Raw genomic sequence first — 11,881 nt, 5'->3', positions numbered from 1 at the left:
ACGGGAAATGGGTAAAACAGGGGGCGGAGATTAATGTCCGCCGCCACCGCTACCGGAAACCCACAGGTAGTGGAATTCCAAACCCTGTACCTTCATCAGAGCTACGTTGATGAGATAGTAGTAGCCAGCCATCAGAACGAAGGCAATCAGGAAGTGGATGATCGACTTGGGGGTGATCCACCGTTTCTTTTCTTCTTGCGTCTCTTCCATTTATCAATGCTCCAAATATACTGGTTAGAAAGTTAATCCATGGGCCGGTGTGCGGCTTAGCGCCAAACCGAAGCGAACCAGTAGAAAAACCACAAACTGAAGATCACGGTAACGACGTAAATCCAAGGACCAGCTTTTTCTTTAAGTTTTTGGATGTCCATGGGTTCCCTTTTCCCTTCCTCACAAAGTTAAAAACCTAAACTGTATGCTAAAAACCTTGACACCTTCAACAGGCGAATGGTACTTTACGCAATCTTAATTTCATCTAATTTTTGATCAAACGACTTTCTATGTTTACCGGAAAAGACGGAAAAATCTTTAACGCGATTGTTGCTATCGGCTTGGGTGTTAACGTTTTATTTGCCGTGTACTTGCTGTTGATGTACTTCGAAGTCATTTGATCCAGCGAAAGATATCACCGGATCAAACGGGTGTCAAGGGTAAAAAATCTCTTTTTTGTCTTCCCGATGGCCCGCCGAGGCCCTTGTCGCGAAAGGGTTTAGCGCTCCCGCTTCAGCCCGCCCGCACGGGGTAAAATACGTACAGCAGAAGGTAGGTGGCGGTGCTCGTCACCAGAATTAAAGCGAACAGGATCATGGTGCCCCGTCCCAGCATGCGGTGCCGCCGATCCCCCTCCGGAAGCAGCTTTTCGATCAATTTTTCAATGCTGATCACCAGCGCGATGGTGAGAAAAATGAGGAAGTAGGCGATCATGGAGCCGATCGACTTGCCCGCCGCCATCAGCACCACCTGCAACCCCGCCCAGATGGTCAACAGCCAGATGTAAATGCGTTTGAAGCGCGCCGGGTTTGCTTTCAGAATCCCCGTCTGCAGGGTCCACTTGCCGTTCACTTTTTTCGACGCACGGAAGCCTTCGATGATCATGTAGGGGGTCAAAATCAGCCCCAGCGTCACCAGCACCAGGTGGATGGTGAGGATCGGGATGAACACGTTGTTGTAAATGCTCTCCGGTCCGCCAAACCCTTCCTTGCCCTCCAGCGACAGCACGCCGAGCGACCGGGTGTAGTAGTAGCCGATGAAGTACACCACCATCGACACCATGGAGACGAGTATGAGCTTGTGGTGGCGGGTGCCGTCGCCTTTTTTGGCCTGCCACCAGGCAAACAGGAACAGTCCGGTGAAAATGACCGCCAGCAGGTAACTGAGATCGGCTCCCAAAGTGCTGGTCGAGATCAGAAATCCGGGTTTTGCCAGAGTTTCCTTCATGATGGCCCGCGAATAGGGTGGTTACTGATTTTTTTCGAGGAGCAGGGTGCCTCCGTAAAACATGGCCACTCCGGCGATCGAGTAATAAAGCAGGAATTCCATGCCCACGGGCTGAAAAAACTTGAACACCACGTAGGTGATGATGGCCAGTCCCACAATTTGCAGGGACCGGCCGAGATAATACAGGAACGGATTCATGCGGCGTCAGCCCTTCAGGCCGTCCCGGACCTTCTGGTTGGCGTCGATCAAGGTCTGTATGTTGTTGCGGACGTAATCCTGAATGGTCTCCTGCACCATCAATAGAGCCAGTTTGCCCTGAACGGTGAACACGCCGGGAATTTCCGGCAGGGGCTCGGCCGAACCGGACTGCAATGCCTCGTAGCGCTTGATGATTTCATCGTTCCGGTACAGGTCTTCCAGCGGATACGTGTACTGGCACTTCACGTAATCGCGTTCCTTTTCGGTTTCCTTTTTGGAATCCCACACGATGTTTTCACGCTCGATGGAAATCGGTTTTTTATCGTCGCTGTTCAGGATCTTTTTGATCTTGTCGAAGTACGCTTCCATCGCCTTTTCGTCCGGCACTTCGTCCTGCGGGATTTTGGAGCTGATCTCGAAGCCGAGCTGGTTTTCCTGCAGGTTGGGGCGGCTGATTTCGTAAGTGATGTCCGCGTGGTTGAAGCGGCGTCCTTTTTTGGGTTTGTACTTTTTCTGCAGTTCTTCAATCAGCTGGTTGACGCCTTCGCTGGCGAACTGGTTGAAAAGAATTCCTTTCAAACTGGGCATGTAGCGGGTCTCCTGCGTAACAATACAATGGTTCAACAAACCGGCCGCACCCCCGGGCCGGGTTCGGGCGGGGCCGGGACTCCGCGGAGGGGCGGGGACCCCGATTCCGCGAAAACCTCGATTTTAATACATTTTCCGGGGAAATTGGCAATTTTCCCGCCGCCCGCACCGGTTTTTACATTTTTGGGTTTTCCAGCACGGAGGTGGTGGAGAACGAACCGGAATTTTTCAGGAAACTGGCCGAGCCGTTTGGCTGGTAGGTGTACTTCATTTGAATGCAACCCGGCTGTTTGTCGGCACAATAAAAGTTCTGGAACTGGATCTTGGCGTAGTTGCCCTCCGCCGTGCGCAGAATGTAAATGTTCTTGCGCGCGCTCAGTTTGTGCGTGATGTAGTTGTACTTGTACCACTGCGAGAGCACCGGGTTTTCGGGTTCGGTCTGCGTGGCCTTGTCCTGGATGAATTCGCGGTCCAGCGGCACCTCTTCCACGGCATCGTAGTTCACTTCGCCCAGGTCCATCAATCCCGCCTTGCCGATCTTGTTGGTCATTCCGCTGTTGGAAATGATCTTGCCGCGGCGGAAGGCCAGGTCCCATTCCAGAGAAGACCGGTCAAGAATCTGCACGGGGCCGCCCCGCGAAAAATCGTAATAGCGCCAGGTCTGCTCGTCGCGGGCGTCCACCACCACGACGCGGGCCTTCAGCAGATGGCTGTCCGGGGTCAATTCGGTTTTCAGCGTGCCGCCTATGTTGGCCGGGCCTTTTTTCTTGGTCGCCTCCATGCTCGGCTCGTCCATGGTTTTGTTGATCTCGGCGAATTTGACGGGAAGCCACCAGATGCCGATCAGCAACAGCGTGACACACAGGTTCAGGATGAACAGGTTGCGCCACAGTTTGTGTTTCTTTTTGGTCTCCGGGCTGACCGGCTCGTTTTCATGGACTGGTGTGTTGAATGGTTCGCTCATGATTCTGTTGTCTAGTTGGGTTTCTTGCCTGGTTTATTGGTGTTGAATACGTCGAACGCCTCAAAGGTTTTCTTGATCGCGTCCTGCGAGAGCTCCTGCTTGCTCATCCAGCGAACCTGCCCTTTCAGCAGGTTCTTCAACGTGGGGCGCTGGGTGCCGACATAGCGGGCCGCCCAGATGACTTCCCCCGTCTCGGTGCTGATCAGGAATGCGCCGAATTCAACCGACGCCGCGATGCTTTCCCTTTTCTTCCCATGGCGGTCTTCGTACTGGTTGCTGAACCGGGTGACCGCCCCGATCAAAACAGCATCCATTTTATCACCAGCATACGGCAAATCATATCCCGGTTGGGATTTTTCGGTGCCGGCGCGGGAATCTTTTTCGCCCTTGGTGGAGGCGGGCGGGAGCACCTGTCCGGGATGGGTGATCTGCAAATGAAATTCGTCCACCATTTTTTGGGGAGGAATGACGTTGAGTTTGGGCAGGGCCTCCAATTCCGTCGTCACCTGGCCTGCCAGAAACTTGCCGGCCTCCGGATCACGTTCGTCGATGGGAATCTTGTTTTCGAAATCCACCACGCCGATGCGCCGAAGCCGGGAAAACAGGGCGGGGTTGAAGATCTTGCTCTGCACCTGGTCCTGCGGCGGCAATTGGATCAATTCGTAATAGTATTTGGGGATTTTATGCTCGCCGATGAAGCGTTTCATGTAATCCGGGAACGGATGCGGATCGTTGATGTCGCCGCTCAGGTTCGGATTCAGGGACGGGTATTGGCCCATGGGCACGCGGCTTCTCGGGTGCTCGTGCACGTAAACCTTGGGCTTTTCCTGCGGCAGGGGGAAGGCATCGTCCACGGGAAACGCCTGCGCGGATGCCGTCCAGCCGATACACGCGGCGAGGCCGATCAGGTATAATGAATTCTTGAGTGGAGCCGCAAACGGGGGCATGCGAGAATGCTCCTTAATTATGAAAGGTTGCCAACGTTCACCCGGTGCACCGTATTTTTACAATATACCACACGGACCGTGGGGGATAAACGGGATTCGGGTCGGAAAATTGCTGATTTCACAAGAAGTTATGGCGAATTTCCCGGCGCCTGCCGGATGGCGCGGCGGGCCGGAGGGGTGGCCGGAAGCGGTCTGCCGGAACCTTCTGTTCTCTCAACCTCAAACCTGACTGGTCTATGGATCCCATCACACCGGGAGGCATCGCTCCCGCCTGGCACCCCTGGGTGCTGGCCTCACTCACCCTGGTTTCTCTCGCCGTTTTCATTTATGCCATCTGGCCGAAATGGCGGACGCTCCTGCGGGCGCAACCGGAAAACCGGTTCGACCGCCCGTTCGACCGCCTGCTCCAGACTCTGAAAATCGCCATCGCGCAGTCGAAGATGTTCAAGGACCAAGGCGCGGGCTGGATGCACGCGCTCATCTTCTGGGGATTCCTCGTTCTGCTCCTGCGCGCCGCCGAATTTTTTCTCATCGGGTTGTTTCCGTTGATGGAAGCGCCGGCGTTTCTGGACGCGCCGCGCGCGTTGTACTACGCGGTGAAAGATATCTTCGTGGTGTTGGTGACACTGGCCTGTTTCTATGCTCTCTACCGGCGGCTGGTGGTGAAACCGAAACGGCTCAATCTGTCCGGTGAAGGCATCCTCATCCTTGTTCTCATTCTGCTCATCATGCTCTCGGACATGGTGTATGAGGGCGCGCGGCAGGTCCTGGTGCCGGAGGAGGCGACGGCCTGGGCGTGGCTGGGGGCACTCCTCGCGCAGGCGGGGTTTCAGGGCATGGACCGCGCGGCGCTCATTCCCGTGCAGGCGGCGGGTTACTGGACGCACGTGGTGGCGATTTTATTTTTTCTCGATCTCCTGCCGCGTTCCAAACACTTCCACGTCATCACCTCCATTCCCAACGTGTATTTCTCCAACCTCGATGCGGGCACCAACCTGCACCGCATGGATTTCGAGGATGAGGACCGCGAGTCGTTCGGCGTGAACCGCATCGAGGAGTTTTCGTGGAAGAAACTGCTGGACCTGCACACCTGCACCGAGTGCGGCCGTTGCGACGTGTTCTGCCCGGCGCTCAACAGCCAGAAACCGCTGTCGCCGAAACAGTTCACCATCGACCTGCGCGATCACCTGAACGCGCGCACACCGGAGCTGTTGAAAGCGGAACCCCCGGAAGGCCCGGCGGTGATGGGCGAGGTGATCCTCGACGAGACGGTGTGGTCGTGCACCACCTGCGGCGCGTGCGAAGAGGAATGCCCGGTGATGATCGAGTACGTCAACAAGATGATCGACCTGCGTCAGGGCATGGTGCTGATGGAGTCGCGTTTTCCCAAGGAACTGAACGCCGCGTTCAAGTCGCTCGAGACCCACAGCAACCCGTGGGGATTCCCCGGAACCAGCCGCGCCGACTGGGCGAAGAATCTGGGCCTCAAGGAGTGGGACAAGAACAACCCCACCGAGTACCTCTATTTCCCCGGATGCAACGGTGCGTTCGACAACCGCGGCAAAAAGGTGGCGGAGTCGGTGGTGAAAACCCTGCAGGCGGCGGGCGTCGATTTCTCCATCCTCGGCAACCGCGAGGGATGCACCGGCGACCCGGCCCGGCGGCTCGGCAACGAGTACCTGTTCGACATGCTGGCCACGCACAATGCGGAGACCTTCAAAGAGGAAGGGGTGGTGAAGGTCATCACGCATTGCCCACATTGCTTCAACTCGTTCAAGAACGAATACCCGGAATACGGCGTGCACCTGGAAGTGATCCACCACTCGCAATTGCTGGCCGACCTCGTGCAGAACGGCAAACTGAAACTGGAAAAGGCCGACGACAAGGTTGTGTACCACGACTCCTGCTACATGGGGCGCCATAACAAGGAATACGAGGCGCCGCGGCGGGTCATTGAGCAGACAGTCGCGGCCGGATCGCTGATGGAGGTGGAGACCAGCCGCGAGCGCGGCACCTGTTGCGGCGCCGGCGGCGGACGCTTCCTGCTCGAGGAAAACACGGGGACGCGCGTCAGCCACAACCGTGTGGACGAACTCATGCAGACCAATCCGCAGACTATCGCCGTCTCCTGCCCGTTCTGCGTGCTGATGCTCGAAGACGCGCTCAAGGCCAAGAACCTGAACCAGCAGGTGCGCGTGCGCGACATCTCGGAGATGATCGCCGGAAGCCAATGAACCGGGCCGCCTCCCTCCTTTAAAAAAGAAAGCCCCGCCCGCGCGGTGCCGCCTTGTACGCCCATCGGCTTTCCATTAATATGTGGGCGTGTTGAACAGCCCGAACCTCCTTTAACCCGCGAGACTCATGAACGAAACCCGAAACCCATCCGAATCCCCCGAAGAATCCACCCAGCCGTCGCACTTTGTGCGGCGTTTTATTCAGGAAGACAACGCCAGCGGCCGCTTCGGCGGCAAGGTCGTCACCCGCTTCCCGCCGGAGCCCAACGGCTTCCTGCACATCGGCCACGCCAAAAGCGTGTGCCTGAACTTTGGCATGGCGCTGGAGTTCGGCGGCCGGTGCAACCTGCGCTTCGACGACACCAATCCGATCAAAGAGGAAACCGCGTACGTCGAGTCGATCAAGGAAGACGTGCGCTGGCTCGGTTTCGACTGGGGCGAAAAGGAATACTACGCGTCCGATAATTTTCAGCAGTTGTACGACTGGGCGGTGCAACTCATCAAGGCGGGTAAGGCGTACGTCGATGATCTGAACGCCGACGAGATCCGCGAGCACCGCGGCACGCTGAGCGAACCGGGCAAGGACAGTCCCTATCGCAACCGATCGGTCGAGGAAAACCTCGACCTGTTTGCGCGCATGAAGCAAGGCGAGTTCGACACCGGCGCGAAGGTCCTGCGCGCGAAGATCGACATGGCGTCGGGCAATCTGAACCTGCGCGACCCGGTGCTGTACCGCATCCTGAAAGCGCCGCACCACCGCACCGGCGACGCGTGGTGCCTCTACCCCATGTACGACTGGGCGCACGGGCAGTCGGACTCCATCGAGGGCGTCACGCATTCCATCTGCACGCTGGAGTTTGAGGACCATCGTCCGCTGTACGACTGGTGCCTCGACGCGCTGGGCGTGTTTCATCCGCGGCAGATCGAGTTCGCGCGACTCAACCTCACGCACACCGTGCTCTCCAAGCGCAAGTTGCTCCAACTGGTGAAGGAGAGGTATGTGGACGGATGGGACGATCCCCGCATGCCGACGGTCAGCGGTCTGCGGCGGCGCGGTTACACGCCGGAGTCGATCCGCGATTTTTGCGAGCGCATCGGCGTCGCCAAGTCCAACAGCACGGTGGAACTCGGTTTGCTCGAGTTCTGCATCCGCGAACAGCTCAACTTCATCGCCACCCGGGTGATGGCCGTTCTGCATCCGCTCAAGGTGGTCATCACCAATTACCCGGAAGGACAGGTGGAGGACCTCGAGGCGGAGAACAATCCGGAAGACGCGGCGGCGGGTCACCGCACGGTGCCGTTCAGCCGCGAGTTGTACATCGAGCAGGAAGACTTCATGGAAGACCCGCCGAAAAAATTCTTCCGTCTTGCGCCGGGCCGCGAGGTGCGCCTCAAGCACGCCTACATCATCAAGTGTGAAGAAGTGGTGAAGAACGACCAGGGTGAGGTGGTGGAACTGCGCTGTACTTATGACCCGGAGACGAAGAGCGGCCAGGCCAGCGACGGCCGCAAGGTGAAGGGCACCCTGCACTGGGTCTCGGCACAGCACGCGTACGACGCCGAAGTGCGGCTGTACAATCACCTGTTCGTGAACGAAGACCCCGATGATATCGAAATCCCCGCCAGCATCAATCCCGAATCTTTGGAAGTGTTGACCGACTGCAAACTGGAGCCGTGTTTGAAAGAAGCCCAGCCCGGCGAGCGGTTTCAGTTTTTAAGGATGGGGTACTTCGTGGTGGACAGCAAGTATTCCATGCCCGGCAAACCCGTCTTCAACCGCACCGTCCCCCTCCGCGACACCTGGGCGAAGATTCAAAAGAAGGGGTGAAAAATTGGCAGTGTTAATATGGAGAACCCAAGTTGTAAGTTCAATTTAGAGTCGTTTTAAGGTCCAAACATTTTTCAAAATAAAATTATTTTTGCTTATTGGAGAACCTAAATGGCCGGGAACGGAAACCGTCAACATGGAACTCCCAATTTGATTAAAGATGGTAAATCTCAGCGATTAAATCAAGTCCGTCTAGATGGGAGTGCTGAGAATTCATTCAATGAAAAATGGCTACAAAAACTTCTATTTGAAAATCCAAATTTGTTGCCTGTTGATGAAATTGAGCCCGCATTTTCACCTCTTATTCCAGTCTGTCAGGAATTGCAAACCCCCGCTGGGCCTTTAGATATTTTATTTTTTAATCCTAAGGGAATGTTAACACTTGTTGAATGCAAACTATGGCGCAATCCAGAGGCTCGGAGAGAAGTGGTCGGGCAAATTTTGGATTATGCCAAGGAGCTAAGTAAGTGGGGCTATGGGGACCTTGAAGAGGCGGTCAGAAAATCTTCTAAGAATGAAATTTCTAATTTGTTTGCGCATGCCAACTCCGAGTCAGAAGACATGGAAGAAGAATTATTTGTGGACACCGTTTCCAGAAATTTAAAGAAAGGTCGGTTTTTAGTTCTGATAGTCGGCGATGGAATCAAGGGGAGTGTTGAAAGTATCTCCGAATTCTTAAATAATTATGGGCATTTAAATTTTACCTTTGCCTTGATTGAGGAAACAGTCTTTGAGCTTCCTGAAGCTCTTGGTAAGGGATTTCTTGTGCATCCAAGGATTATTGCCCGCACGGTCGAAATAGAAAGAACTATTATACGGCTTGAACACGAGTCAATGGTGTCAGAATCTCTTGCTCTTGAAACTAAGTCACGTCCTGCAGGTGGGACGCGAATTAAAATAACCGAAGAGGAGTTTTATAAAGACCTAAAAATAGCTGATCCTAGTGCTGTTGAACTATTGCCAGATTTTATTGAGAAATGTAAAGATTTAGGGTTCTATATAAAGTTTGGTGATTCATCCTTGATGCTTCATTGGGACAATTCAAGTGACTATAATTTCAACTTCGCAACCTTTAGGAAAGATGGAAAGATTCACACCAATTACTTTTTGGAGAAGACGGATAGAATAGGACATCGTGAAATTGGGGAACAATATTTGGAGAGACTGGCTTCCTTAATTGATGGCGAGGTCATTAAATCAGGGAATTTATGGGTATGGCATGTGAAGAAAAATAATGACCTGCCAGCTATATCAGAAACATTAAAAAAAGAAGAAGAATGGTTGGAATTAATTCAAGAAACTGTTGAGAGAATTAATCAGGTATCGACTTGAAATAAACTTACACTAGAAGCAGTTTCATAGATGTGTGAGTGATTGAGGCGCAGTCGATATGTATGAAGGAATGTGCTCAGTGTGCTATTCACCTTACAACGGTTTTAGATGAATTCTGAGGAGCGGAGGAGTTGCTGGTGGCGATCAATCTGTATTGCCGCATCCCGTTCGGGCGTGAGCCCGGTTCCCCCTTGTAAGGGGGGCTAGGGGGGGGGTTACCTTTGAACTTTCGACGCTCTCTTTTATCTTTGAAATCATGCGGCGCAAAATCATAAAACCCCATTTACCCTACGATAAATCCCTGCTCAATAAAGCCCGCGAACTCCGTCTCCATTCCACGCCCGCCGAGAAACATTTCTGGAACCACTTGCGCCAGATGCCCTTTTATGAAGAAACGCGGTTCAATCGGCAAAAACCCATCGGATCGTATATCGTCGACTTCTATTGCCACCAACTCGGGCTGGTCGTCGAGATCGATGGAGACACGCATGGCTCAGATGAGGCCAAGAGGAAGGATCAAGAGAGGACCAGACGGCTGGAGTCACAAGGGTTGAAGGTGTGCCGGTTCACCAATCACGAGGTGATGAGAAACATTGAAGGTGTGCTGGGAGAGGTTGCAAAAATCATCAAACAAATTAAGGAAGAACCCCCCTAACCCCCCCCCTTACAAGGGGGAACGACGGCGTCCCCTCTTCGAGGGGAGAGGAAGGTGCCCTATAGGTAAAATTCCCCTAAACCCCTTCGCAAAGGGGAGAATAACTGTGCCCCTCAGCGAGGGGAGAGGAAGGGGTAAAAAGGAAGTCGCTATAGAGAGTCAGCCAGGGGACGCATTATTGAATCCCATTTCGCAGGCGAGTGATGGAGCGGTCCTTGCCCAGCATTAAGAACAAGTCGTAGATGCCGGGGGAGGCGGTCTGGCCGGTGAGGGCGACGCGCACGGGCTGAGCCAGGTTCTTCAATTTAATCCCTTCCTCCTCGATCACCTGCTTGAACAGGGCCTCGACGGCGTCGTGCTCCAAGGGCTCGTCCATCTTCTCCAACCCCGCAACCAACTTTTCGAACCACGGTTTCACCTCAGTGGTCAAAAACTTCTCCTTCGCCTTCTCGTCGAACTCCACCTCGTCCTTAAAATAAAACGCGGCGCCGTGGGCCAACTCCACCAGCGTCTTGGCGCGTTTCTGTAACGGCGGGATGATGCGCGCAATCTCGTCCATCGAACGGCCATGTCCCTCGTCCAGCAATCCCTCCTGCACCAAAATCGGTTCCAGGTGTTTCGCCAGTTCTTCCGGCGGGCTGGTCTGGATCCATTGCTCGTTCACCCACAGCAGTTTTTCCGGATTGAACACGGCGGCGGAGATGGTGACGTTCTCCAGCGCGAAGTGTTGGATCATTTCCTCCAGAGTGAACAGTTCCTGGTCGCCGTGCGACCAGCCGAGCCGCGCGAGATAATTGATGAGCGCGTGCGGCAGGTAGCCCTGCTTTTTGTATTCGAGGGTCGAGGTCGCGCCGTGGCGTTTGCTCAATCGGGTTTTGTCGGGGCCGAGGATCATCGAGATGTGCGCGAACCGGGGCCGCGCCGCGCCTAAGGCGTCGTACAGCAAGGCCTGCTTTGGCGTGTTGGACAGGTGGTCGTCGCCGCGGATGACGTGGGTGATCTGCATGTCGGCGTCGTCCACCACGACGACGAAGTTGTACGTCGGCGTGCCGTCGGTGCGTTGCAGGATGATGTCGTCCATTTCCTTCAGCTCGAAGTTTACGTTGCCGCGCAGGATGTCCTTGACGGTGACGGTGCCCTCCTTCGGCGCTTTGAAGCGGATGACGTGGGGCTGATCCGTGGGCTGGTCGGTGCGGTTGCGGCAGGTGCCGTCGTATCGTGGATTCTCACCCGCCGCCTGCTGGGCCTTGCGTTTGGCTTCGAGTTCTTCGGCCGTGCAGTAACAGCGGTAGGCCTTGCCCGCGTTCAGCAGGTTCGCCACCTGTTCGCGGTAGCGGTCCTGCCGCTCCATCTGGCGGAACGGGCCTTCGTCGTAGTTGAGGCCGAGCCACTGCATGGCGCTCAGGATTTCCTGGATGGATTCGTCGGTCGAGCGGGAGAGGTCGGTGTCTTCGATGCGCAGGATGAAGGTGCCGCCGTGGTGGCGGGCGTAGAGCCAGTTGAACAGGGCGGTGCGCACGCCGCCGATGTGCAGGGTGCCGGTAGGGCTGGGCGCGAAACGGACGCGGACTTTCTGGGTATCGTTCATGGTGCTGTGGGGTCCTCAATCAAAACGGGTGGAATGTGAAGAACAGTTGTACACCAAACGGGCGGGGGTTGCCAAGGTGAGGGCACAAAAAAACAGCCGGCAGGGGCGTG

Annotated in this window: 11 protein-coding genes; 4 read left to right on the top strand and 7 right to left on the bottom strand. The window is 55.2% G+C overall.

Features of this window, described 5'->3' with window-relative positions; translation table 11 throughout:
• Positions 1-30: 30 nt before the first annotated feature.
• The 6 genes from J2S31_RS10675 to J2S31_RS10650 form a co-directional block, all read right to left on the bottom strand.
• Positions 31-210 carry a hypothetical protein gene (locus tag J2S31_RS10675; protein ID WP_005009064.1) on the bottom strand — a complete coding sequence of 60 codons (180 nt, stop codon included), beginning with the start codon at positions 208-210 and terminating at the stop codon, positions 31-33.
• A gap of 513 nt (positions 211-723) precedes the next feature.
• On the bottom strand, positions 724-1,437 hold the full coding sequence (locus J2S31_RS10670; protein WP_237099075.1) for a DUF420 domain-containing protein: 714 nt from the start codon (positions 1,435-1,437) through the stop codon (positions 724-726).
• A gap of 21 nt (positions 1,438-1,458) precedes the next feature.
• The gene (locus J2S31_RS10665) at positions 1,459-1,635 is read right to left on the bottom strand and encodes a hypothetical protein (protein WP_005009069.1); all 177 of its coding nucleotides are present in this window, start codon (positions 1,633-1,635) and stop codon (positions 1,459-1,461) included.
• A gap of 6 nt (positions 1,636-1,641) precedes the next feature.
• Positions 1,642-2,223 carry a hypothetical protein gene (locus tag J2S31_RS10660; RefSeq protein WP_237099074.1) on the bottom strand — a complete coding sequence of 194 codons (582 nt, stop codon included), beginning with the start codon at positions 2,221-2,223 and terminating at the stop codon, positions 1,642-1,644.
• 175 nt (positions 2,224-2,398) lie between these two features.
• Entirely contained in the window at positions 2,399-3,187 is a 789-nt protein-coding gene (locus tag J2S31_RS10655) for an HmuY family protein (protein WP_237099073.1), read from the bottom strand.
• Positions 3,188-3,198: 11 nt separating this feature from the next.
• Positions 3,199-4,134, bottom strand: coding sequence for a hypothetical protein (locus J2S31_RS10650; protein ID WP_237099072.1), 936 nt, complete (start codon positions 4,132-4,134; stop codon positions 3,199-3,201).
• A gap of 236 nt (positions 4,135-4,370) precedes the next feature.
• Between J2S31_RS10650 and J2S31_RS10645 the strand changes: the two genes are divergently transcribed.
• The 4 genes from J2S31_RS10645 (at position 4,371) to J2S31_RS10630 (ending at position 10,183) form a co-directional block, all read left to right on the top strand.
• Complete coding sequence (locus tag J2S31_RS10645; RefSeq protein WP_237099071.1) at positions 4,371-6,368, top strand: (Fe-S)-binding protein; 1,998 nt, start codon at positions 4,371-4,373, stop codon at positions 6,366-6,368.
• Positions 6,369-6,495: 127 nt separating this feature from the next.
• Positions 6,496-8,196 carry a glutamine--tRNA ligase/YqeY domain fusion protein gene (locus J2S31_RS10640; protein WP_237099070.1) on the top strand — a complete coding sequence of 567 codons (1,701 nt, stop codon included), beginning with the start codon at positions 6,496-6,498 and terminating at the stop codon, positions 8,194-8,196.
• Positions 8,197-8,307: 111 nt separating this feature from the next.
• Positions 8,308-9,528: a hypothetical protein gene (locus tag J2S31_RS10635; RefSeq protein WP_237099069.1), complete on the top strand. Its 1,221-nt coding sequence runs from the start codon at positions 8,308-8,310 to the stop codon at positions 9,526-9,528.
• 256 nt (positions 9,529-9,784) lie between these two features.
• Entirely contained in the window at positions 9,785-10,183 is a 399-nt protein-coding gene (locus J2S31_RS10630) for an endonuclease domain-containing protein (RefSeq protein WP_237099068.1), read from the top strand.
• A 175-nt stretch (positions 10,184-10,358) separates the two neighbouring features.
• Here J2S31_RS10630 and gltX read toward each other — a convergent pair whose 3' ends face one another.
• Positions 10,359-11,771: a glutamate--tRNA ligase gene (gltX, locus tag J2S31_RS10625; RefSeq protein ID WP_237099067.1), complete on the bottom strand. Its 1,413-nt coding sequence runs from the start codon at positions 11,769-11,771 to the stop codon at positions 10,359-10,361.
• Positions 11,772-11,881: the final 110 nt, after the last annotated feature.

The organism is Nitrospina gracilis Nb-211, assembly GCF_021845525.1.
GTDB lineage: Bacteria > Nitrospinota > Nitrospinia > Nitrospinales > Nitrospinaceae > Nitrospina > Nitrospina gracilis_A.
This window is presented reverse-complemented; position numbering and strand designations above follow the sequence as displayed.

Bases quoted from the DNA above. Each gene is read 5' to 3' on its own strand.
- J2S31_RS10660 (WP_237099074.1), bottom strand. From the start codon at position 2,223: ATGCCCAGTTTGAAAGGAATTCTTTTCAACCAGTTCGCCAGCGAAGGC.
- J2S31_RS10630 (WP_237099068.1), top strand. From the start codon at position 9,785: ATGCGGCGCAAAATCATAAAACCCCATTTACCCTACGATAAATCCCTG.
- J2S31_RS10635 (WP_237099069.1), top strand. From the start codon at position 8,308: ATGGCCGGGAACGGAAACCGTCAACATGGAACTCCCAATTTGATTAAA.
- J2S31_RS10675 (WP_005009064.1), bottom strand. From the start codon at position 210: ATGGAAGAGACGCAAGAAGAAAAGAAACGGTGGATCACCCCCAAGTCG.
- J2S31_RS10645 (WP_237099071.1), top strand. From the start codon at position 4,371: ATGGATCCCATCACACCGGGAGGCATCGCTCCCGCCTGGCACCCCTGG.
- J2S31_RS10650 (WP_237099072.1), bottom strand. From the start codon at position 4,134: ATGCCCCCGTTTGCGGCTCCACTCAAGAATTCATTATACCTGATCGGC.
- J2S31_RS10665 (WP_005009069.1), bottom strand. From the start codon at position 1,635: ATGAATCCGTTCCTGTATTATCTCGGCCGGTCCCTGCAAATTGTGGGA.
- J2S31_RS10670 (WP_237099075.1), bottom strand. From the start codon at position 1,437: ATGAAGGAAACTCTGGCAAAACCCGGATTTCTGATCTCGACCAGCACT.
- J2S31_RS10640 (WP_237099070.1), top strand. From the start codon at position 6,496: ATGAACGAAACCCGAAACCCATCCGAATCCCCCGAAGAATCCACCCAG.
- J2S31_RS10655 (WP_237099073.1), bottom strand. From the start codon at position 3,187: ATGAGCGAACCATTCAACACACCAGTCCATGAAAACGAGCCGGTCAGC.
- gltX (WP_237099067.1), bottom strand. From the start codon at position 11,771: ATGAACGATACCCAGAAAGTCCGCGTCCGTTTCGCGCCCAGCCCTACC.